Source organism: Allobosea sp. CS1GBMeth4 (assembly GCF_900185715.1).
In the GTDB taxonomy this organism is placed as follows: domain Bacteria; phylum Pseudomonadota; class Alphaproteobacteria; order Rhizobiales; family Beijerinckiaceae; genus Allobosea.
In genome coordinates this window covers 152,396-174,439 of sequence record NZ_FYAS01000014.1, presented here as the reverse complement: position 1 = coordinate 174,439, position 22,044 = coordinate 152,396, and the positions used below count along the sequence as shown (strand labels likewise).

Sequence of the window (22,044 nt, the reverse complement as noted above, 5' to 3'; positions counted from 1 at the left end):
CTCAGGCTCCCATCTTGGCGAGGAAGGCGAGAACGGACTCGCGATGCTCTCTGCTCGTGTAGCAAATGCCCTGGGCCTGGCTGCCGCTCTGGAAGATCTCCTCGGCGCTGCTCTCCAGCGAGCGGTTCAGGATCGTCTTGCCGAGCGCCAGCGCCGTGCCGGAGCCTTGCGAGAGCTCCCGCGCCCAGGCCTGCGCCTCGTCGAGCAGCGTTTCGGAACCGCTGACGCGATCGGCGATGCCGAGCGCCAGCGCCTCGTCGGCATTCACGCGCCGTCCCGTGAAGATCAGCTCCTTGGCCCGCGCCAGGCCGACGCGTCGCGGCAGGAAATACATGCCGCCGCCGTCCGGGATGAGACCGCGCAGGATATAGGACCAGGCGAAATTGGCAGCGGGACTGGCGATCACGAAATCGCAGGCCAGCGCGGTGTCGGCGCCGAGGCCTGCGGCCGCGCCGTTGACCGCAGCGATGGTCGGCTTCGGCATGTTCACGAGGAGGCCGACCGCATGGTGCACGCGCTGCTGGCGGCTCCAGCCATTGAAGGCGACCTCGCCGGCCGGCGCCTCCATGCGCCGCTTCATCCCGGCGATGTCGCCGCCGGCGCAGAAGCCCTTGCCGGCGCCGGTCAGCACGAGCGCCTTGACCGAGCGATCCGCAGCGATCTCTTCGAGATGATCGATGAAGGCGCTCCGCATGTCGTCGCTCATGGCATTGCGCTTGTCCGGCCGGTTGAGCGTCAGGGTGGCGACGCCATCGGCGACGCTCTTCAGGATGAGGTCGGTTGTCATGGAGTGGTGCTTTCAGTCAGCGACGATCTTGTTTTCGACGACGATCTTCTTCCAGCGCGCCATGTCGGCGCGCACATAGGTGTCGAGCTCCTCGGGCGAACTCATCCGCAAGGTGATGCCCTCGTCGGTCGCGCGCTTGATGAAGCCGGCGTCCTTCGCGGCGACGCGCGCCGCCGCTATGATCTTGTCGATCACCGGCCGCGGCGTCGCGGCGGGCGCATAGAGCGCATACCAGCTGTCGACGACATAACCGGGTACGCTCTCCTCGATCGTCGGCACGCCCGGCATCTTCGATTGCCCCGTCGGGGCGCTCACCGCGATCGGCCGCAGACGCTTGTTGGCGATGAAACCGGCGACGGCAGCGTTCGTGGCAAACATCATGTCAACCTGCCCGCCGAGCAGATCGGTCAGCGCCGGGCCGGCGCCGCGATAGGGCACATGGACTAAGTCGATCTTGGCGAGGTTCTTCAGCATCTCGCCGGCGAGGTGGGCCGAGGTGCCGCCGCCTTGCGAGGCGAAGCTGTAATGGGCCGGCTTGGCCTTGGCCGCGTCGAGCACGTCCTTGACCGTCTTGAACGGGCTGTCGGGCTTGACGACCAGCACGTTGTGGGAGCTGCCGATCAGCGTCACCGCGGCGAAGGCCTTGTCGGTGTCGTAAGGCATCTTCGGCTGCATGCTGGGATTGACCGCATGCGCCAGCGTCGCGACCAGCAGCGTGTAGCCATCCGGCTGGCTGTGGGCGACGACTTCCGAACCGATGATGGTGCTGGCGCCAGGCTTGTTCTCGATGATCACGGGCTGGCCGAGCTCCTTGGCCATCAGCGCGCCGAGACTGCGCGCGACCGTGTCCGTTCCGCCGCCCGGCGCGAACGGTACGATCAGTCGAACCGGCTTCTCGGGATATTCGGCGCGCGCCGGCGAAGCGGCGGCGATCGCCGCGAGCAGTGCGACGGCGCAGCAAGACAAGATGGATGAGCTGAATCTGCGGGACATTGCGCTTCCTCCATTCCCCGACTGTTCGGGAGCGGGCGCAGTTCGACTGCGCCTCTGGCGGAAGCGACCCTATTCGCCTTCAATGGCGGACGGGCCTACTCTATTCCACGCAGTGGAATTTATTGGATCTGGTCAATTCTCCGGGAGCAGGCTCGCCTCGAGTTCCGCCACACACCGCCTATTCAGGTCAAGGAGCCAGGGACCGAGCGTGCGCTGTAACCGTGGCAGCGGCTCCGAGCTCGCCACGCTCATGTTGAGAGCATGCGGCGCCAAGCCCGGCAGCAGGACCGGAGCAGCGACCGCAGCAACGCCAGGCTGCCAGCGGACGATACAAAATCCATCGGCTTCCAGCTCTGCGAAAGATGCCTGGATGTCCGCCTCGAGCTGCGGCCAGGCACGGCTCCGGCGTTCGGCGATCACGCCCAGTTCGCGGCGCTGTTCCCGCTCGGGCAAAGCCCACAAATAGGCTCGGCCGAGCGAGGTCAGCTCGATCGGCACGCGCTGTCCCGAGACGACAGTGCGGAAGCTGCTGCGCGGGCTGTAGCGGAAGGATTCGAGGTAGACCATCATGTCGCCGTCGGCCGCGGCCAGCCCGACATTGACGCGCCGGCGCGTCGCTTCCTGCCGCATCAATGGGGCGATCGCCGGCAGGATCGGCGAGCCAAGCCGCATCGCATGCGCGAAGCTGAGGACGGCCGGCGCCAGGCGATAGGAGCGTCGCGACGGATGGCGTTCCAGCATGCCGACGCCGAGCAGTGTCTGCGTCAGCCGGCTCACGGTCGCCTTGGCGAGGCCGGTCCGTTCCGCGATCTCGGCATTGCCGAGCTCGCTCACGCCGGGGCGGAACGCTCTGAGAATGGCGATGCCACGCTCAAGAGAGCGGTTCTGGTCGCTGAATCCCTGGCGCGCCATCGCCTCCACCAATTCCATTCAGTGGAATTGAATAGGCGCATGCTGCCCCACCTGTCCATATCCTGACCGGAAATGCGGATCGGACAGGGATCGGGAAACCCGAGCCTGACCAGCGCGAGAGCAAGAGAATTCGGGAGGTCACCCGCATGAGGATCCGGGCCGAGAAGGATTTCTGGGCGGGATTTTTATATCTCGCAATCGCGGCAGGCTTTCTCTGGCTCGGGCGCGACTACCGGCTGGGCACAGCATCGCGCATGGGGCCTGGCTATTTCCCGCTGGTGCTGGGATGGATCCTGTTCGCCTTCGGCGCCCTTTCGCTGCTGCGTTCCTTCTGGACCGATGGCGAGCGGGTCGGGGGGATCGGCTTCAGGCCGCTCGTCGCGATCACGCTCGCGGTCATCGCCTTCGCTGCGCTCGTCCCCACAGCGGGGCTGATATTCGCCTTGCCGGCGCTGGTCGTCATCTCGGCAACCGCTTCGCGTCAGACGGTCTACGATCTGCGCTCGGCGCTGGCGCTCATCGCGCTGACGGTCTTCTGCATCCTCGTGTTCGTGAAGGGGCTCGGCGTCCCGATGCCGATCCTCGGCTCGTGGTTCGATGGGCTCGTCCCACCCTCCTGGCAGCGCTGAGGGCGAGACGGACATGGAACTCTTCGCCAATCTGGGGCTCGGCCTCGAAACCGCGATCACGCCCGTCAACCTGCTCTACGCACTGGTCGGCGTGTTCCTCGGCACCGCCATCGGCGTGCTGCCCGGGCTCGGCCCCGCCGCCACCATCGCGATGCTGCTGCCGGCCACCTTCGTCATGCCGCCGGTCACGGCGCTGATCATGCTCGCCGGCATTTTCTACGGCGCGCAGTATGGCGGCTCGACCACGGCGATCCTGGTCAACCTGCCGGGTGAGACCTCTTCCGTCGTGACCGCGCTCGACGGCTATCAGATGGCTCGCCAGGGCAAGGCGGGTCGGGCCCTGGCGACTGCGGCGCTGTCCTCCTTCTTCGCCGGCACGGTCTGCACGCTGCTGATCGCCCTGTTTGCGCCGCCGCTCGCCGAGATCGCGCTGCAATTCGGCCCGGCCGAGTATTTCTCGCTGATGGTGCTCGGCCTGATCGCGTCGATCGTGCTCGCGCATGGCTCGATCCTGCATGCGCTCGGCATGATCGTGCTCGGCTTGCTGCTCGGGCTCATCGGGACCGACGTGAATTCGAGCACGCAGCGCTACACCTTCGGCCTGCCCGAACTTTCGGATGGCATCGGCTTCGTCATCGTGGCGATGGGCATGTTCGGCATTGGCGAGATCGTCGCCAATCTCGAGAACGAGGCGACACGCGACGTCACGATCAAGAAGGTCACGGGGCTCTTCCCGACGCGCGAGGATTTCCGCCGCATGGTCGCGCCGACGCTGCGGGGCACGGCGCTCGGCTCTATTCTCGGTATCCTGCCCGGTGGCGGCGCCGCCCTTGCCTCCTTCGGTGCCTATGCGCTGGAAAAGAAGGTCTCCCGGAACCGCCACGAATTCGGCAAGGGCGCGATCGAGGGCGTGGCCGCACCGGAAGCCGCCAATAATGCCGGCGCCCAGATGTCGTTTATTCCGATGCTGACGCTCGGCATCCCCTCCAACCCGGTCATGGCGCTGATGATCGGCGCGATGATCATCCAAGGCATCCAACCCGGGCCATCGGTGATGACCGAGCAGCCGGCCCTGTTCTGGGGCGTGATCGCCTCGATGTGGCTCGGCAATCTGATGCTGCTCGTCCTCAACCTGCCGCTGATCGGCATCTGGGTGCGGATGATCACCATCCCCTATCGCTATCTCTACCCGATGATCGTCGTGTTCTGCGCGATCGGCGTCTACAGCCTCAACAATGCGCATTTCGACCTCTACCTGATGGCCCTGTTCGGGGTGGTCGGCTACGTCTTCAAGAAGCTGGATTGCGAGCCGGCGCCCCTGCTGCTCGGCTTCATCCTCGGCCCGATGATGGAAGAGTTCCTGCGGCGCGCCCTTCTGCTGTCGAAGGGTGACCCGACGGTGCTGGTCAGCCGCCCGATCAGCGCCGCGATGCTCGCCCTCGCCGCCGTGCTGCTGACGCTCGTGCTGCTGCCGTCCTTCTCCAGAACGCGCGAACAGGCCTTCCAGGACGACTGACGACCGCCGCCAGCGCGGCGGCAGCCGCGGCTTCTTCGGGAGCCGCATGAGAACTCAAAAAACCATGGAGGAAACGATGAGCACGATCTCGCGAAGGAGACTTTTGCAACTTGCTGCCGCCGGCCTCATGCCGGCAGCGGCGCTTCGGCCCGTCGCGGCGCTCGCGCAGGCCTATCCATCACGCCCAGTCAAACTGATCTCGCCCTATGCGGCCGGCGGCGCGACCGACATCATCGCCCGCTTCATCGGACAATGGCTGGGCGAGCGACTGAACGGCTCGTTCTTCGTCGAGAACCGCGCCGGAAGCGGCTCCAATATCGGCACCGAAGCCGCACTCCGCTCCGATCCCGATGGCCACACGTTGCTGCTGGCCAGCACGGCGAACGCGGTCAACGCGACGCTCTATCCGAAGCTGAAATTCGACTTCATCCGCGACTCGGAGCCGATCGGCCTAATTGGCACCTTGCCCAACGTTCTCGTCATCCATCCGTCGGTGCCGGTGAAGACGCTGTCCGAGTTCATCGCCTACGCGAAGGTCAATGCCAGCAAGCTGAGCGTCGGGCTGCCAGGGATCGGCAGTCCGCAGCACCTGTCGGCAGCTTTGTTCCAGACGATGACAGGAATCGACCTGCCATTCCTGCAGTACAAAGGCGGCGGCCCGGTCATCAACGATCTCATCGGCGGCCATGTGCAGGCCTCCTTCGCCTCCTCGGCCTCCTCGGCCGAGTATATCCGCGCAGGCACGTTGCGCGGCATCGCGGTCACCAGCGCCAGGCGGCTTACGATCCTTCCTGATCTGCCCGCCATCGGCGAGATCCTGCCCGGCTATGAAGCGACGAACTTCTACGGGCTTTCCGCTCCGAAAGGCACGCCGCAACCGGTGATCGAGGCGCTGAGCAAGGAGCTGAACGCCGGCCTCGCCAACCCCGAGCTCGTCGCCAAGCTCGCTCCGACCGGCCTCACCCCGCACGCGATATCCGCGGCGGAATTCGGCGCGCTCATCACCTCCGAAACCGAGAAATGGCGCAAGGTGATCAAGTCGGCCGGCATCACCATGGACTGAACCGGATCGCAGGACCTGCGGAGAGGAGGAAAGCCGGCGTCCCGACGGGATGCCGGCTTTCGCAGTTTCAGACCCGCTTCAGGGCAAGGGCGATGCCTTGCCCGACGCCGATGCACATGGTGGCGCAGGCGCGCATCCCGCCGCGCTCGCGCAGTTCCAGCGCCGCGGTGAGTGCAAGGCGTGCACCGGACATGCCGAGCGGATGCCCCAGTGCGATGGCGCCTCCGTTCGGGTTGATGTGCTCGGCCGCATCCGGCAGGCCGAGCAGACGCAGCGATGCGAGCCCCTGGGCAGCGAAGGCTTCGTTGAGCTCGATCAGGTCGAAATCTGACGGGCGGATGCCCAGGCGCTCGCAGAGCTTCTTCGTCGCAGGAGCCGGGCCGATCCCCATGATCCGTGGCGGGACGCCGGCCGTCGCCAGGCCCTCGACCTCGGCGAGCGGCGTCAGGCCGTGACGCTCCAGTGCCGCTTCCGAAGCGAGCAGCACCGCCGCCGCGCCGTCATTGACGCCCGAGGCATTGCCTGCGGTGACGGACCCGCCCTCGCGGAACGGCGTCGGCAGCGCGGCGAGCTTCTCGAGGGTGGTCTCGCGCGGATGTTCATCCTTCTCGACGAGGATCGGCTCGCCCTTGCGCTGGGGAATGGAGACCGGCGCGATCTCCCTGGCGAAGCGTCCGCTCCTCTGGGCAGCCGCGGCGCGGGTCTGCGACAGCAGCGCGAAACGATCCTGGTCCTCGCGCGAGACCTGGAACTCCTCCGCGACGTTCTCCGCCGTCTCCGGCATCGAATCGACACCGTACTGCGCCTTCATCAGCGGATTGACGAAGCGCCAGCCGATCGTCGTGTCATGGATCTCGGCGGCGCGCTGGAACGCCGTCTCCGCCTTGCCCATGACGAAGGGGGCCCGGCTCATGCTCTCGACGCCGCCGGCCAGCACAAGCTCGGCCTCGCCCGCCTTGATCGCGCGCGCGGCAGTGCCGACGGCGTCGAGGCCGGAGCCGCACAGGCGGTTGATCGTCGTGCCGGGCACCTCGACCGGCAGGCCCGCGAGCAGGACGGCCATGCGGGCCACATTGCGATTGTCTTCGCCCGCCTGGTTGGCGCAGCCGAAGACGACTTCGTCTAGGGCCGAGGGCGGCAACGCCGGATGCCTGGCGAGCAAGGCTCTGATCACCTGCGCAGCGAGATCGTCCGGCCGGACGCCGGCCAGCGCGCCGCCATAGCGGCCGATCGGCGTGCGCACTCCGTCGACGAGATAGGCTTTGCTCATGGCTGATCCTCTAGGAAGAAATCGGCGATGTCAGATCGCGCGATCGGAGAAGCGGCCGCCCCGCCCTGCAAGTTCAGCGAGGAGCGATGAAAGCTCGAAGCCTTGCCCGTCGCGCGCCGCCGTCGCCTCGGCCACGGCCAGCACCGCCGGCAGGCCGACGGTGTCGGCATGCTGCATCGGCCCGCCGCGCCAGGCCGGGAAACCGTAGCCGTTGACCAGCACGAGATCGATGTCGGAGGAGCGGGCCGCGATTCCCTCCGCCAGGATTTTAGCGCCCTCGTTGACCATCGCCGCGACGACCCGGTCCTGGATCTCCTGCTGCGTGAAGTCCTTCTGGGGTCGGTCGGTCGCGGCGGCATGAGCCCGCACCATCGCCTCGACGTCCGGATCGGGGCTGCGCTTGCCGTCTTCGTAACGATACCAGCCGCGGCCGGCCTTCTGCCCGAAACGGCCTTTTTCGCAGAGCCGGTCGATGAGCGGCACGTCGCGCTGAGCAGCGGAGCGGCTGGCGGCGAGGCGCTTGCGCCGCGCGAAGGCGATGTCGAGCCCGGCGAGGTCCTGCACGGCGAACGGCCCCATCGCCATGCCGAAGGCTTCCATCGCCGCATCGACCTGCCGCGGCAACGCGCCCTCCTCCAGCATGAACTCGCATTGCGCCCGGAATTTCGCGAGGATGCGGTTGCCGATGAAGCCTTCGCAGACGCCCGAGACGACCGCGATCTTGCGCAGCTTGCGGCCGATCGCGAAGGCGCTCGCCAGCGCCTGCGGCGAGGTGCGCCGGCCGCGCACGATTTCGAGCAGCTTCATCACATGGGCAGGCGAGAAGAAGTGCAGGCCGAGGAAGCGCTCCGGCGCCGGCAGGACATCGGCCATCGCCTCGATGTCGAGATAGGAGGTGTTGGTCGCGATCAGGGTCTCCGCCGGCAAGGTCGCGCCAAGACGCTGCAGCAAGTCCAGCTTGACCTGCATGTCCTCGAACACCGCTTCGACCACCAGCTCGCAGGAGGACAGTGCCGCAAGATCGAGGGCGGTCTCGAGCCGCGACAGGCGCTCGTCCCTGGCAGCCTCGGAGATGCGGCCCGAACTCAGGGAGCGTTGATACAGCCCCCCGATCCGCTCGCACCCGGCGGCCAGGGCAGCCTCGTTCGCCTCGAGCAGAATGACGCGGTAGCCGGCGTCGAGAAAGGCGACGGCGATGCCCGATCCCATCGTTCCGCCACCGATGACTCCGACCCGGCTGATCTCGCGCGGGGCGACGCCAGCGAGCTCCGGCAGTTTCGACGCCTCGCGCTCGGCCAGGAAGAGATGGCGCAGTGCCCGCGACTGGTCTGAGACCATCAGCTCGAAGAAGGCTTTCCGCTCGATCGGCTGCCCCTCGTCGAACGGAAGCGCGATGCTCGCCTCGACAAGCTCGATCGCCTTGAGCGGAGCGATACGGCCCTTGGCCTCGCGCCGGACCTTGTCCGTGGCAGCCTGCCATTCGGAAGCCGGCGGCGTCTGCACCGGTTGGAGCGAGACGCGCGAAGGACGTCTTCGGATATGTTCGCGGGCGAAGGCGATGGCCTTCTCCCGGAGATCTCCGGCGGCGATGCGCCCGACAAGGCCCAGGCGCAGCGCCTCGTCGGCGCCGACCATCCGGCCGGTCGCGATCAGGTCGAGCGCTGCCACAGCCCCGACGAGGCGCGGCAGGCGCTGCGTGCCGCCGGCGCCGGGAACGAGCCCGAGCTTCACCTCCGGCAGGCCGACCGAGCCGCCTTGCGCAATGATGCGGGCATGGGCGGCCAGACCGATCTCGCAGCCGCCGCCCAGCGCCGTGCCGTGCCAGGCCGCCACCACAGGCCTGTCGCTCGCTTCGATCTCGGCGAGCACGTCCGGCAGATGGGGCTCGCGCGGCGGCTGCCCGAATTCGGTGATGTCCCCGCCCGCAGTGAAAGTCCGGCCGGCGCCGGCGATGACGATCGCCTCGATCCCGGGCTCGGCCCGCGCCTGGCGGATCGCATCGAGCAGGCCCTGGCGCACAGCTTGAGAGGTCGCGTTGACGGGCGGGTTATCGATCTCGATCACGCCGACATCGCCGGCGCGCGAAAGCCTGACCGGACTCATGGTATCCTCCTAGTGCGATGGGAGCAGCGGAAGCCGGCCGGGCAGCCGGTCGCTTTCCAGGATCGTCTTCCGAAGCGCGGCGATGTCCGCCGGGCCTGCGACCGAGCCGGCGAGTTCCTCGAATTTCGCGATCAGCTCGGCGTCGCTCAAAGGCGCCTCGGGATCGCCCTTGCGGACGCCCTGGTAGTGTTCGAGCCGGGTCCCGTCCGCGAGCGTGACTGTGAGCCGGGCCTGCCGCCGGCGCGGATAGGCGGCCGCGAGCTCCGCATCCTCGGCCACGCTGATCTTCGGCATCAGCGCGCGGATGCGCGGGTCGGCCAGCGCCTCCGGCCGGAAGGCGTCCAGCCTGACCCCGCCGAGCACGAGCTGCGCCGCCAGGCAGTACTGGATACTGAAGCGGGCGTCCTGCGCCGATACGGCTTGCGGCCGGTCGCACATCGCGCGCGTGGCGCCATAACCGTCGACATGGATCGAGGCGATCTGCTCGGGCCCGAACGGTGTGGCCTCGCGCATGGCCTTGAGGCCGTCGAGCGCCGGAAAGATGTGGCCGCAGCAGCCATGCGCCTTCACCGTCATCCGGGTGATCGGCGTCCATTCGCCCAGGCCGTCGAGGGCGGCGCTCCAGTCGCCCGGCGAAGCGCTCGTCGCCGCGGCGAACCCCTTGGCGGCGTGAAGGCTCTCCGGCGAGCCCGTGACGCCGGCGGCGGCGGCATAGGCAGCGAGCAGCCCGGCATCGGCCGCGTGGCCCGGGTGCAACGCCTTCGCCATCCCTTCGCCCTGCAGGTTCTGCTGATGGCCGCCTGCAAAGCTCGAGGCCAGCGCGATGGCATGGCCGATGCCGGCAGCGTCGCAGCCGAGCAGGACCGCACCGGCGACAGCCGCGCCGATCGCCCCGACGGTCGCGGTCGTGTGCCAGAAGGCGTAGTGGCTCGGCTGGATCGCGAGCGAGATGCGGCAGCCGACCTCATATCCTGCGACGATGGCGCGATGCAGCGCCTGCGCGGACAGACCGCGGTGTTGCGCCAAGGCCAGCGCCGCCGCCACGGTCGCGCTGCCCGGATGATAGCCGCCATCGCGGAAGATATCGTCGAACTCGACGATATGGCTGGCGACCGCGTTCAGCAGCGCCGCATGGCGGGGCGAAGAGCTGCCACCATCGACATAGCAGACCGCGCCGCCGGCCGGACGCTCCTCGGCGAGGGCACGGACGAGCATTGTCGCCGGTGGCAGCGGGCAGCCCGGCAGCATGGTCGCGAACCAGTCGAGCACGGCCCGGCGGGCCGCCCACTGGATCGGTTCGGGCAGCGTCTCGCTCTGCCAGCGCGCCGCGGCCTGCGCGAGCTCCACCAACGGGTTGCTCATCGATCTCCTCCCGTCTGCGGCTCGGCCCTCGCCAAGGTCGCCTGCTCCTGGCGCTGGCTGATCTCGCGGCGCAATTCGCGCCTGATCTGCGCCGCGCTGAACCGGCGACGGTCCAGCACAGTGGCGGGCTGCAGCGGAGGCACCGGGACGGGGCGCCCGTCATCGTCGACCGCGACCATGGTGAAATAGCAGGAGTTCGTGTGCCGGCGCGTCCCGAGCCGGATATTCTCGGCTTCGACCCGGATGCCGATCTCCATCGAGCTGCGGCCAGTCAGATTGACCGCAGCGCGGAACGTCACCAGCTCGCCGACATGGATCGGCTCCTTGAAGACGACCTGGTCGACCGAGAGCGTCACGGCATAGGCGCCCGAATAGCGCGAAGCGCATGAGAAGGCGACGCGGTCGAGCAGGTTGAGCAGTGCGCCGCCGTGCACCTTGCCGCTGAAATTCGCCATGTCCGGCGTCATCAGCACCGTCATCTCCAGTTGGTGGCGTTCCAGAGTTGCCTCCATCAGCGGGGCGATTGCGTGCGCAATCAGCCGATCGCGCCCTCGGCCCTCAGCCTTGCTACCTCTGCGGCGTCATAGCCGAGCTCGGCCAGCAGCAGCTCGTTATGCTCGCCGACGGCCGGGGGCGGTGCCGTGACGCGCGCCGGACTGTCAGACATACTGAACGGGGCGACCGCCACGCCGAGCGCTTCGAAGGCCCCGGCGGCAGCGGGCCGCTGGATGACATCGCGCGCGGCGATCTGCGGATCGGCCAACGCCTCTTCCATCCGCCGGACGCGTGCTGCCGGGATTCGGTGCCGGCGGAAGAACGCCTCCCATTCGGCGGCCGGACGCGTCGCGATGATCTCCGCCAGCGCGGCACTTTCGCGAGCATGATCGTCGAGACGCTGATTATTGCCGGATTTGATCAGGTCCTCTCGGCCGAGCGCAGTCCAGAGCCGGCGCTGCTGCGCCAGGTTCGAGGCCGATATCATCAGGTCGGTATCGGCCGCCGCGTAGCAGCCGATCGTTGCGAACGGAAAGCGGTTCCCCTTCGCCTCCGGATGCGCGCCGTTCCAGCTGTATCCGGCGACATGCGAGGTGAGCAGCATCAGCGAAACATCCAGCATCGCCAGATCGATGAACTGACCTCGCCCCGTCTTTTCGCGCTGATAGAGCGCCGCCGAGATCGCGAAGGCGGCGGCGAGGCCGGTGGCGTAGTCGACAACCTGCGCGCCGCTCTTCAGCGGGCGCCCATCGCCGTGGCCGGTCATCGCCATGATGCCGGAATAGGCCTGCAGAACGTTGTCGTAGCCGGTCTCCTCGCGCTTGGGGCCGTTGGCCCCGAAGGCGGAGATCCCGCAATAGATCAGCCGCGGATTGAGCACGGACAACGCGTCGTAGCCGAGGCCCAGCGCATCGAGCGCGCCCGGCCGGTAGTTCTGGACCAGCACGTCGGCCGTCTTCGCCAGCCGCCTGAACGCTTCACGGCCGCCTTCCGTCTTGAAGTCGAGGGCCAATGCGCGCTTGTTGGAGGCCTGCGCCATGTAGGCCGTGCCCATCTGGGCGTCGTTGAGCTTGCGATCGGAGCCCTGCATCCTGGCCTGATCGGGCGAATGCGGCGATTCGACCTTGATGACGTCGGCACCCAGCACGGCGAGCTGATAACTGGCGAAAGGCCCCGCCAGTACATGGGTCGCGTCGATGACGCGCACGCCCTGAAATGCCTGGATCATGGGACCTCCCCGGATAGGGCTTTAGTTGCTTGGGCCAGCCGAGCGCGGCGGCGAGCGCGCGTCGATCAGGCTCGGATCATGCCGGAACCCTAGGCGAGCCGCGTTGTTCGATAAGCACCACTATTCCACTAAGTGGAATTCCAGGCCGCCGTGAATTCGGCCGGTCGTTTGAGATGACGGTAGCTCGCCTTCCCGTTGATGCTCGAACGATTGATCGGGGTCGCGCTCAAGCTTTCTGGTTCGGCAATGTCGCTCCGGGCCAGGCGCCGCTCTCGCAGAGCTCCGTCAACAGCCGGCGCAGCTCGAGTGCGACATGCCGCTTCAGCGGCGCTTCGAGCGCCGCCTTCGTCGCGACCAGCGAGAGATCGGCGAAGACAGGCGGGCTGTCGATCGCGCGCCGGCTCAATTCGCCACGCCGGACCTCGTCCTCGACCGAGGCGTGGGAGAGGATGGTGTAGCCCTGCCCGTCCCGCACCAGAGCCTTGGTCAGCGCAACGCTGTCGACCTCGGCCCGGATCACCAGCCGGACCTCGTGACGGGCTGCGGCCTCCTCCAGGACCCGACGATTGTTGTGCGGCAGGCTCGGCATGATCAGCGGCAGGCCGGCGATATCACGAAGCCGGATCGACTCGCGGCCACCATCGGCCAAAGCGCCAGCCGGCGGGCCGACGAGCACGGCCTGCTCGCGAAGGAGCGGCACGATCTCCAGCCCGTCCATCGGCGTGGCATTGTAGGTGACGCCAAGATCGATGCGGCCGCCAATCAACCATTCCTGGATGAGGGAACTCACGCCGTCGCGCAAACTGAGCATCACTTCGGGACAGGACTGGCGGATGCGCGCTGCCAGCGGCGGCCCGATGCGCAGCGCCGCCGCTGGCGGCATCCCAAGCGCGACCTTGCCCTGCAGTCGATGGGGCTCGCGGGCCTCGCGCCTGATCTGCCCGATCAGATGCTCGATCTCTTCGGCCTTCTGCAGCACGGAGGCGCCGAAGGCGGTCAGGCGGACGCCGCGACCATGGCGGCTGAACAGCGGCTGGCCGAGCTCGTCCTCGATCTCGCGGATGCGCCGGCTCAAAGCCGGCTGCGCCACACGCAGCTCTTCGGCGGCCCGGCTGAAGCTGCCGAGCCTCGCTGTCACCGCGAAATATCTGAGCTTGCGCGAGTCCATCGCTCCTCCCCATGCACAAGCTAGGCCGTTTTGGCATCGCGGGCTATCGCAAGACGGTTTTTGTCATAAGAGGTCCAAGGGGCGATAACCCGAGCAAGCGGGCAGCCAGAAGCTCGCGCTTCAGGGAGGTCCCTTTGCGAACGCTGCTGACCACAGTCCTGCTCGCCACAGCTTTGCTGCAACCGACAACGGCTCCCGCGCAGGAGTTTCCGAGCAAGCCGATCAAGCTCGTCGTCCCCTTCGCGGCAGGCGGTCCCGCCGATACGATCGCCCGCGCCGTCGCGGAGAAGATGCAAGGCATCGTCAAGCAGCCGGTGGTGATCGACAACCGCGCCGGTGCCGGCGGTGCCGTAGGCACCAGGGCCGTCGCTCAGGCAGAGCCTGACGGGTATACGATCGGAATCAGCACGGCAGGCGCGCTGGCGATCAGCGTGAGCATGCAGGAAGCGATCGGCTACGATCCCCGCAAGGACCTCCGGGCGCTGACGCTGGCGGCCAGCGTCCCCGAGCTACTGGTCGTCGGCAAGACCGTGCCGGCGAAGACCCTGCCGGAACTGCTGGCCCTGGCGAAAGCCAAGCCGAACTCCCTGAACTACGCCTCCTCCGGCGCCGGCAGCATGCCGCATCTGGCCGGCGAACTGCTGAAGCAATACGGCAAGGTCGAGATGGCGCATGTGCCCTATCGCGGCGCGGCGCCGGCGGTCACCGACCTGCTGGCGGGGCAGGTCGACCTGATGTTCATGGACATCGCGGTGCTGCTGCCGCATGTCCAGGCCGGCACGATCAGGGCCGTCGCGATCGGCTCCGCCAGGCGCTCGGACGCTCTGCCCGATCTGCCGACCACCGCTGAGCTCGGCCTTCCGCAGGTCGTCGCAGACAACTGGTACGGCGTCGTCGCGCCGCCGAAGACTCCCCAACCCATCGTCGACAAGCTGCACGCGGCGCTGGTCGCTTCGCTGCAGTCCCCCGAGGTGAAGGAGAAGCTCGCGCTTCAGGGCGCTGTCGTGGTCGGCAACACACCGGACGAGTTCGCCGCCTATATCCGCAGCGAGATCGACAAATGGGCCGAGGTCGTGAAGACCGCCGGCGTCAAGCCGAACTGAACCGATGCTACCGCTCGGCGCGACGGCGAAGGCCGTGCATGCCCGGCTCGAGGGCACGGGCAAGCCGCTCGTCCTCGTCCACGAATTGGGGGGCTCGCTCGACAGCTTCGAGCTGATCGTCCCTCACCTGGCCGACTCCCACCAGGTGCTGCGCTACGATCAGAATGGCTGCGGTATGAGCGCGCCGGCGAAGGTCTCCCTCGGGCTGGCTGGCGAGGCCGATCTTCTCCTCGAGCTGATCGCCGACACGTTCGAGGGCGAACCCTGCCGGATCGTCGGCGTCGCCGCCGGGGCCGCCATCGCGATCACGGCCGCCCTCGCCCGCCCCGACGCCATCGCCGCGCTCGCCCTCTGCGCGCCGGCGCTCGAGGTCGCCGTCCACCGCCGGACGTACCTCAAGGAGCGAGCGGCGCGGGCACGGGCAGAGGGGATGACCGCGATCGCCGAGGCGAGCCTGCTGCGCTCCTATCCGCCTGCCCTGCGCCGGGACGAAGCCGCCTTCGCGCGCTATCTGAGCCGCTTCCTCGCGACCGACCCAGCGAGCTATGCGGCGGCCAATCTCGCCCTGGGCGAGGCGCATCTCGTCGAGCGTCTGCCGGATGTCACGCAGCCCTGCCTGTTCCTCGCCGGCCGGCATGACGAGCTGCGGCCGCCGGCGGAGATCGAGCGGCTCTCGCGAAGCGTGCCGGGCGCGCGGTTCGCGGCGGTCGATAGCGGGCACATCATGCCGATGCAGGCGCCGGCCGAGATGGCCGAGCATCTGCTCGCCTTCTTCGGGAGCTTGCCACGACCGGGCCGGGAGCAAGCCCATGCCTAAGGGCCTGTTGCTCGTGATGATGGAGCCTCCGGCGACGCTGGAGGAGGAGTTCCACGACTGGTATGACGGCGAGCATCTGCCGCAGCGCCTCGGCCTGCCCGGCTTCGAGACCGGCTCGCGCTGGGTCTGCCTGTCGGGCTGGCCGCGCTGGCTGGCGATCTACGACCTGTCGTCGACCGCGGCGCTCCAGAACGCCGCCTATGTCGCGGTATCCGGTCCGCATTCCACGCCGTGGAGCCGCCGCATCCTGTCACGGACGCTCGGGCGCCAGCGCATCGTCGCGGAGCAGGTCTATCCTGGCGAAGCGCTCGCCCCTGCCGCCGAGACGATCTGCCGTCTCGCCCTGGCACGCTATCCGGCGCGTCCGAGCGACGTCCTGCCCGCCCTGCGCGATGCCACCGACGGAACCGAGGGGCTGCGCCAATTGCGGCTGTTCGACGATGGGACGTCCAGTTGGGCGCTGGCGGCGTTCTCGCGGCCGGTCGGTATGGCCGACATGCCCTCGCTGCTGTCGGCAGGCGGCTTAGAGCCGACGCTCGCCAATCTCTATGCGCCTTACCGGCGCGCGTAACCGGATCTCAAGGAGATACCACGCCCATGCGGATCAGCACTGTCGAGCCCGAAGCGATGACGCCGGAGCAGAGGCGCACCGCCGAAGAGGCGGCCTCCGGCAAGCGCGGGCGCATGCCGGCGCCGCTCAGGGCCTGGATTCACAGCCCCGAATTCGGCGCTCGTGCCCAGCGGCTCGGCGAGTTCCTGCGCTACGACACTTGCCTAGGCCCGGCCTTGTCCGAGCTCGCCATCCTGGTGACGGCGCGGCACTGGACCTCGCAGTATGAGTGGTCCGTGCACAAGCGCGAGGCGCTGAAGGCCGGGCTCGATCCAGCCGTGATCGACGCCATCGCCGAGCGGCGCAGGCCCGCCTTCGCCGATCCGCGCACCGCGGCCGTCTATGACTACGCCACGGCGCTGATCGAGACCCGTGCCGTGCCGAAGCCGATCCACGAGGCGGCGGTCGCCGCTCTCGGCGAGGCCGGCACCGTCGAGCTCGTCGGCGTGCTCGGCTACTACGCCCTCGTTTCCATGACCCTCAACGCCTTCGAGATCGGCTTGCCGGAAGGCGAATTGCCGGAGCTGAAACCATGACCGGATCCCAGGGGAGAGGCCGGCTCGCCGGCAAGGTCGCCTTCATCACCGGCGCCGGCTGCGTCGGCCCTGGCTGGGGCAATGGCCGCGCCGCCGCCGTGCTCTTCGCCCGAGAGGGTGCCAAGGTCTTCGCGGTCGATCTCAAGGCCGAGACGATGACGGAGACGGTCGCGCGGGTCGAGGAGGAAGGCGGCACGATCGTCACCCATCTCTGCGACGCGACCGACAGCGCGCAGATCGAGGCGGCGGTCCGTGCCTGCGTCGAGCGCTTCGGCACGATCGACATCCTCGTCAACAATGTCGGCGGCTCGGCTGCTGGCGGCGCGGTGGCGCTGAGCGAGGAGCGCTGGCAGGCCCAGCTCGATTTCAACCTGACCAGCGTCTTCCTGACCTGCAAGCACGTCATCCCGGTGATGGAGGCCGCCGGTGGCGGCGCGATCGTCAACACCGCCTCGACCTCCGGCCTGCGCTGGACCGGCTCGGCCCAGGTCGCCTATGCCTCGGCCAAGGCGGCGATCATCCAGTTCTCGCGCGTCACGGCGGTCGAATACGCGCCCAAGCGCATCCGCGTGAACACCGTCGTCCCCGGTCAGATGCACACGCCGATGGTCGAGACCCGGCTCGCCGGGCAGCGCACGGGCGGCGATATCGAGGCTCTGCTGGCGGCGCGCCAGGCGCGGATCCCGCTCGGCTTCATGGGCGATGGCCGTGACACTGCCCATGCCGCCCTCTTCCTCGCCTCGGACGAAGCCCGCTTCGTCACCGGCACCGAACTCGTCGTCGACGGCGGCATGACCGCGCGCTGCGACTGAATAAGGCAACCGCCATGACTCACACGCCCGATGGCCCGCCGCCGAACCCTTCCCCGCGCCAGCCCGGCTTCGCGCTGCCGGCCGGCGCCTGCGATAGCCACTGCCACATCTACGGTCCGTTCGCACGCTTTCCGCTGACGGAGGGGCGCAGCTTCACGCCGAACGAAACGCCCGAAACAGCCTTGAGGTCGCTGCATGATCGTCTCGGGTTCTCACGTGCTGTGATCGTCCAGAGCCAAGGGCACGGTTTCGACCATCGGCCGGTGCTGGCGGCGCTGCGCGAGAATCCCGGGCGCTATCGCGGCGTCGCACTCATCCGCCCCACCGATAGCGAAGAGTTGATCGCAGAATTCGATGCAGCCGGCTTCTGCGGCGCGCGCTTCAGCTTCCTCGCTCATCTCGGCGGCGCGCCGGATCTTTCAACCGTGCGGGAGGTGATCGCCAAGGTGAGCCCATTCGGCTGGCATGTCGCCATCCACGTCACCGGGCATGACATCATCCGCTATGCCGACTTCATCGGCTCGATCGACGCTACCGTCGTCATCGACCACATGGCCCGCCCGCCGGTGGCGGAAGGCGCCGACGGACCGGCGCTCGCGGCGCTGCGCAGGCTGCTCGACAAGGGCAATATCTGGGTCAAAATCAGCGGCGCCGACCGCCTCTCGGCCGAGGGGCCACCCTATCGCGACGCCCTCGCCATCCCCGCGAGCCTGGTGCGTCACGCGCCCGAGCGCGTCGTCTGGGGCAGCGACTGGCCGCATGTGAACCTGCACGGCCCGATGCCAGACGACGGCGAGCTGGTCGACCTGCTCGGCGAGATCGCGCCCGATGAGCGCGTGCGCAACCGCATCCTCGTCGACAATCCGACCAAGCTGTTCGGATTCAGATAGTGTGGCAATCGGCTGTGGAGATGATCGACGCGCTTGGCAGATGAGGCCTGGTCCACGCTGAAGGAGCGTACGGCAACACGTCCAACACCTTGCGCAACCGCGACACGCTAGCCCGTTGAAATACTTGAGCTTCTGCGGCCAGGGCAATCCCGCCCTGTCCGCCAGCTCGTCTCCCAGCTTCAGCCTACAGCGCAGAACCGGTCAAAATGGCCGTCTTTCCGCGCTTCGAAGGCGCCGGCACGTTCGCTGTTTCGCAGCAGCCGAGGACATTTGCGCCTTTCAAGGGCCGATTCTCGGCTCGGCCTCGCGCGGTTCCGCGCCACAACCGCAGCGGCCGAGCTCTTGTCGCAGATTGGCGCGCTGCTCCCGCTGCTCGCGCAAGCTCGACGGCGACGACCGATCCGCGCCTGAACTTTACCGAGCCTACGACCGGCCGGTTCGCCGAGCGACGTGTGGCGCATCGGGGCGCCCGGCCCAGGCGAAAGCTGTCTCGGCCATGGTCTTGAGGTGGTCGGCCGCTGAAAAGCCGGAAACCCGCTTGCGCGGTTTCAGATCATGATCGCCATCCTCCAACCACAGGACCTCGATGAGCGGCGAAAGCCTATAGGTCGATATCTCCTCCCGGGTGCCGAACTCGTCCCGCGTTCCCTGGGCGATGAGAGTCGGGGTCTTGATATCGGCAAGGTGCCCGGTTCGCAGCTGCTCCGGCTTGCCGGGCGGATGGAAGGGATAACCGAGGCAAAGAAGACCGCGAATCCGGCCCCGTTCGAACTCGGCATCAGCGACCATGCTCGCGACGCGGCCACCCATCGATTTGCCGCCGATGACGAGGGCTCCCGTGGCGCCGAGTGCATCGATTGCGGCGATGTATTGCGCATTCAGCTTTTCAGCTCGCGGGGGCGGCATGCGACCAGCCCCGCTCCGCCGGGCTGCCATATAGTCGAACTCGAAGCGGGCGACGCGAAAACCCGCTGCGGCCAGCGCCTCGGCACTCGCCTTCATTGACGGCGAGTCCATTGGAGCTCCGGCCCCGTGCGCCATGAGGATGGTAACGTCGGCCCGATCGGAACCATCAAAAAGAAACATCGCGTGCCCTGCCTCGACGAGCCGAGCCCCCAGTTCCTGGCTACCCTCAGGGAGCCAGCCTAGCGCAGCAGGCCTTCTGCGTCGAAGGCTTCCCAGCCGAGGAGTGGCGGCCGCCTGCCCGCGTCGCTCGGCTTGTGAGCGGCCTTCTCCCTACCTTTGCAGGCACGGGCCAGCGCCGCCTTGGCGGCGGAGCGCCGACGGCTTTCGGCGAGGGCCTGTGCATCCTCGTCTCTCCCGAGCGCCGGCAAGTCGCCATCGAGGACGTCCTCAATGTGCCGAGGATCGAAGATGTGAAACGTCACGGCCTTCGCGCGTTCGCGCAATTTGACAGTGCGGGTTCCGATGCTCTTGATGCGGCCGCCCTTCAACCATTTGTGCCGTTCATGGGAAGAGATCGAGAGAATGTCCTCGACCTCGCGCGGAAACACGGGCAGATCGGCGACCTTGTCCAGCGCTTCTCGGATTCGCTCGGAGGCGGCGCGGAACGCTTCGGCCTCAGACGCGCGTAACAGGGCGCGCCCGGCCTCGACCGTGACGCAGCTCCGGAGTGCCCAGGGAAGGCGGCGCCGCAGCTCGCGTTCGATCCCCTTGGCGCGCATGGACGATCCAAGCGTCGCCGATGACGGCAATGGCAACTCGGTCGCGACGGTCATTCGATCCGGGGCAGCTAAGTCCCGCAAAACGTCGCCACCACTCGCTCATGCACGGCCGGAGGCCGCGCATAGTCCTCAAGGCCCGGCTGCGCGTCAAAAGGCTTGGCGAGGACCTCCAGGAGGAGTTCGAACGGGGCGAGGTCATCGTGTTCCACGGCAGCCTCGATCGCCGCTTCGACCCGGTGGTTTCGCGGGATGAACAGCGGGTTGACCCGCAGCATCGCATCCCGGCGCGCCTCGGCCGATGTGGGCTCCCTCAGCAGGCGCTGCCGCCAGCGGCTCTCCCAAACGTCGAACTTGGTGGGGTCGGCAAAGAGATTCCGACAGGTGTCTGCGCTTTCCGACTGCCCGGCCTCCTCGCTCAGATGCTGGAAGACGAGCGTGAAATCGGCCTCGCCACGCTGCATCGTGTCGAGAAGCGCCCTGACGAGCTCGAAATCGTCTGCTTCTTGCGTGGCAAGACCGAGCTTGCGGCGAAACCTCTCGATCAATTGCGCTTGAAACTCCGCATCGAACCGGTCGAGAGCGTCCTGCGCGATCGACACGGCCTTGTCCTGATCGTCGGCCAGTAGCGGCAGCAGCGCCTCGGCAAGCCGCGCGAGGTTCCAGCGGGCAATCGGGGGTTGGTTGCCGAAGGCATAGCGTCCATGCTCGTCGATCGAGCTGAACACGGTCGCCGGATGATAGGCATCCATGAAAGCGCAAGGCCCATAGTCGATAGTTTCGCCGGCGATCGACATATTGTCCGTGTTCATCACGCCATGGATGAAGCCGATCGCCAGCCATTGCGCAACGAGCCCGGCCTGCGCGGCGATCACGGCCTCGAGCAAGGCGAGATAGCGGTCTTCACCGGCGCAATCCGGATAGTGGCGCGCGATCACGTGGTCGGCGAGCAGGCGCAGGGCCTCAACATCGCCTCGCGCCGCGAAGAACTGGAAAGTGCCGATCCGGACATGGCTGGAGGCGACGCGAGTCAGAAGGGCGCCGGGCAACAGCGTCTCCCGCCGGACGGTCTCGCCCGTCAGAGCTGCAGCGAGCGCCCGCGTTGTCGGAACGCCAAGCGCCGCCATGGCCTCGCTGACGATATATTCGCGCAGGACCTGCCCCAAAGCGGCCCGGCCATCGCCCCGACGTGAAAACGGGGTCGGGCCTGCGCCTTTGAGCTGGAGATCGTGACGCTTGCCGCGCCGATCGATCAGCTCTCCCAGCAAGATGGCACGCCCATCGCCAAGCTGGGGGGTAAAGCTGCCGAACTGATGGCCGGCATAGGCAGTTGCGATCGGAGTTGCTCCGGCCGGCACGTCATTGCCGGATAGCATCGCCACACCCTCCGGGCCCTTCAGCCAGTCGGGGTCCAGCCCAAGCTGCGATGCGAGCGGGGCGTTCAGCCGGATCAAACGAGGCGCACGAACGGGGGTGGGGGCGACAGCTGCAAAGAAGCGGGGCGGCAACCGCGCATAGGAATTGTCAAAGGCGATCGGGATCATCGATCGTAGATATGGTCGGAAAGAAGCACCGCAACACGCAGGGTCGAACAACTCCCAGTGCAATCAGGCCGTGGTGGTTCGCTGTCCCAAGCGGTTCAAACGCGCCTAGAATCGGCCCTTCAATGTATCCGTCCGAGTGGGAAGGAAAGCCATTCCGCTACACGCTCGAAGCGAATGTCTGCTTTTCGGCGATCAGCCAATGTCTAGATGGCGAACCGGAATCGAATTTCAAAATGACTGGTGGCGGGGGAGCCCCGCACCATCCGAGAGTCTTGCGAGCGGGAACACGAGTTGGGGTGATAGTTGGGTTCAGAGCGAAAGAGAATCTTTATTTCGCAATAAAATCATCCCATTAGCAGGATGATGGCGGACAGGGAGGGATTTGAACCCCCGATACCCTTGCAGGTATGCCGCATTTCGAGTGCGGTGCATTCAACCACTCTGCCACCTGTCCGCGGTCGCTCTGGTCGAAGCGGGGTGCTTACTACACATTGCGGTCGCCGTGCACAAGCCTTTCCGGCGCG

The 22,044-nt window shown here is 67.4% G+C and carries 21 protein-coding genes and 1 tRNA gene; 9 read left to right on the top strand and 13 right to left on the bottom strand.

Annotation, left to right across the window (positions count from 1 at the left end):
• Position 1: 1 nt before the first annotated feature.
• The 3 genes from CS1GBM4_RS08210 to CS1GBM4_RS08200 form a co-directional block, all read right to left on the bottom strand.
• Positions 2-787: an enoyl-CoA hydratase-related protein gene (locus CS1GBM4_RS08210; RefSeq protein ID WP_186418209.1), complete on the bottom strand. Its 786-nt coding sequence runs from the start codon at positions 785-787 to the stop codon at positions 2-4.
• Positions 788-799: 12 nt separating this feature from the next.
• Entirely contained in the window at positions 800-1,753 is a 954-nt protein-coding gene (locus tag CS1GBM4_RS08205; RefSeq protein ID WP_244607122.1) for a tripartite tricarboxylate transporter substrate binding protein, read from the bottom strand.
• Positions 1,754-1,912: 159 nt separating this feature from the next.
• Positions 1,913-2,710: an IclR family transcriptional regulator gene (locus CS1GBM4_RS08200; protein ID WP_244607121.1), complete on the bottom strand. Its 798-nt coding sequence runs from the start codon at positions 2,708-2,710 to the stop codon at positions 1,913-1,915.
• A 128-nt stretch (positions 2,711-2,838) separates the two neighbouring features.
• Here CS1GBM4_RS08200 and CS1GBM4_RS08195 point away from each other — a divergent pair, with 128 nt between their 5' ends.
• The 3 genes from CS1GBM4_RS08195 (at position 2,839) to CS1GBM4_RS08185 (ending at position 5,900) form a co-directional block, all read left to right on the top strand.
• A complete protein-coding gene (locus tag CS1GBM4_RS08195; protein WP_186418207.1) occupies positions 2,839-3,321 on the top strand; it encodes a tripartite tricarboxylate transporter TctB family protein in 483 nt (160 codons plus the stop codon).
• A gap of 13 nt (positions 3,322-3,334) precedes the next feature.
• On the top strand, positions 3,335-4,837 hold the full coding sequence (locus CS1GBM4_RS08190; protein WP_186418206.1) for a tripartite tricarboxylate transporter permease: 1,503 nt from the start codon (positions 3,335-3,337) through the stop codon (positions 4,835-4,837).
• Positions 4,838-4,913: 76 nt separating this feature from the next.
• Positions 4,914-5,900 carry a tripartite tricarboxylate transporter substrate binding protein gene (locus CS1GBM4_RS08185; protein WP_186418205.1) on the top strand — a complete coding sequence of 329 codons (987 nt, stop codon included), beginning with the start codon at positions 4,914-4,916 and terminating at the stop codon, positions 5,898-5,900.
• Between the two features lie 67 nt (positions 5,901-5,967).
• Here the strand turns inward: CS1GBM4_RS08185 and pcaF are convergent, their stop codons facing one another.
• The 6 genes from pcaF to CS1GBM4_RS08155 all read right to left on the bottom strand — a co-directional run bounded on the left by pcaF (position 5,968) and on the right by CS1GBM4_RS08155 (position 13,526).
• Complete coding sequence (gene pcaF, locus CS1GBM4_RS08180; RefSeq protein WP_186418204.1) at positions 5,968-7,170, bottom strand: 3-oxoadipyl-CoA thiolase; 1,203 nt, start codon at positions 7,168-7,170, stop codon at positions 5,968-5,970.
• A gap of 30 nt (positions 7,171-7,200) precedes the next feature.
• Positions 7,201-9,273 (bottom strand): 3-hydroxyacyl-CoA dehydrogenase NAD-binding domain-containing protein, encoded by a 2,073-nt coding sequence (locus CS1GBM4_RS08175; RefSeq protein ID WP_186418203.1) that lies wholly within the window; start codon positions 9,271-9,273, stop codon positions 7,201-7,203.
• A gap of 9 nt (positions 9,274-9,282) precedes the next feature.
• A complete protein-coding gene (locus CS1GBM4_RS08170; protein ID WP_186418202.1) occupies positions 9,283-10,635 on the bottom strand; it encodes an MmgE/PrpD family protein in 1,353 nt (450 codons plus the stop codon).
• Positions 10,632-11,147 (bottom strand): acyl-CoA thioesterase, encoded by a 516-nt coding sequence (locus CS1GBM4_RS08165; RefSeq protein WP_186418201.1) that lies wholly within the window; start codon positions 11,145-11,147, stop codon positions 10,632-10,634. The genes CS1GBM4_RS08170 and CS1GBM4_RS08165 overlap by 4 nt, the downstream gene beginning before the upstream one ends.
• A gap of 23 nt (positions 11,148-11,170) precedes the next feature.
• Positions 11,171-12,358 carry a CoA transferase gene (locus tag CS1GBM4_RS08160; protein WP_186418200.1) on the bottom strand — a complete coding sequence of 396 codons (1,188 nt, stop codon included), beginning with the start codon at positions 12,356-12,358 and terminating at the stop codon, positions 11,171-11,173.
• A gap of 226 nt (positions 12,359-12,584) precedes the next feature.
• Positions 12,585-13,526: a LysR family transcriptional regulator gene (locus tag CS1GBM4_RS08155; protein ID WP_186418199.1), complete on the bottom strand. Its 942-nt coding sequence runs from the start codon at positions 13,524-13,526 to the stop codon at positions 12,585-12,587.
• 134 nt (positions 13,527-13,660) lie between these two features.
• Here CS1GBM4_RS08155 and CS1GBM4_RS08150 point away from each other — a divergent pair, with 134 nt between their 5' ends.
• From CS1GBM4_RS08150 to CS1GBM4_RS08125, 6 genes are read left to right on the top strand one after another with little or no spacing between them, the layout of a single operon-like run.
• Complete coding sequence (locus tag CS1GBM4_RS08150) at positions 13,661-14,629, top strand: tripartite tricarboxylate transporter substrate binding protein (protein ID WP_244607120.1); 969 nt, start codon at positions 13,661-13,663, stop codon at positions 14,627-14,629.
• A 4-nt stretch (positions 14,630-14,633) separates the two neighbouring features.
• The gene (locus CS1GBM4_RS08145) at positions 14,634-15,446 is read left to right on the top strand and encodes an alpha/beta hydrolase (RefSeq protein ID WP_186418197.1); all 813 of its coding nucleotides are present in this window, start codon (positions 14,634-14,636) and stop codon (positions 15,444-15,446) included.
• Positions 15,439-16,017 (top strand): hypothetical protein, encoded by a 579-nt coding sequence (locus CS1GBM4_RS08140; protein WP_186418196.1) that lies wholly within the window; start codon positions 15,439-15,441, stop codon positions 16,015-16,017. Before CS1GBM4_RS08145 ends, CS1GBM4_RS08140 begins: the two co-directional genes overlap by 8 nt.
• Positions 16,018-16,043: 26 nt before the next feature.
• Entirely contained in the window at positions 16,044-16,592 is a 549-nt protein-coding gene (locus CS1GBM4_RS08135; RefSeq protein WP_186418195.1) for a carboxymuconolactone decarboxylase family protein, read from the top strand.
• Positions 16,589-17,404, top strand: a complete 816-nt coding sequence (locus CS1GBM4_RS08130; protein WP_186418194.1) for an SDR family oxidoreductase — start codon at positions 16,589-16,591, stop codon at positions 17,402-17,404. Before CS1GBM4_RS08135 ends, CS1GBM4_RS08130 begins: the two co-directional genes overlap by 4 nt.
• 14 nt (positions 17,405-17,418) lie before the next feature.
• On the top strand, positions 17,419-18,294 hold the full coding sequence (locus tag CS1GBM4_RS08125) for an amidohydrolase family protein (RefSeq protein ID WP_186418193.1): 876 nt from the start codon (positions 17,419-17,421) through the stop codon (positions 18,292-18,294).
• A gap of 423 nt (positions 18,295-18,717) precedes the next feature.
• Here the strand turns inward: CS1GBM4_RS08125 and CS1GBM4_RS08120 are convergent, their stop codons facing one another.
• The 4 genes from CS1GBM4_RS08120 to CS1GBM4_RS08105 form a co-directional block, all read right to left on the bottom strand.
• Complete coding sequence (locus tag CS1GBM4_RS08120; RefSeq protein ID WP_186418192.1) at positions 18,718-19,380, bottom strand: alpha/beta family hydrolase; 663 nt, start codon at positions 19,378-19,380, stop codon at positions 18,718-18,720.
• Between the two features lie 59 nt (positions 19,381-19,439).
• Entirely contained in the window at positions 19,440-20,033 is a 594-nt protein-coding gene (locus CS1GBM4_RS08115) for a hypothetical protein (RefSeq protein WP_186418191.1), read from the bottom strand.
• A gap of 14 nt (positions 20,034-20,047) precedes the next feature.
• Positions 20,048-21,520, bottom strand: a complete 1,473-nt coding sequence (locus CS1GBM4_RS08110) for a protein adenylyltransferase SelO (RefSeq protein ID WP_186418190.1) — start codon at positions 21,518-21,520, stop codon at positions 20,048-20,050.
• Between the two features lie 364 nt (positions 21,521-21,884).
• Positions 21,885-21,974 (bottom strand) — tRNA-Ser (locus tag CS1GBM4_RS08105).
• Positions 21,975-22,044: the final 70 nt, after the last annotated feature.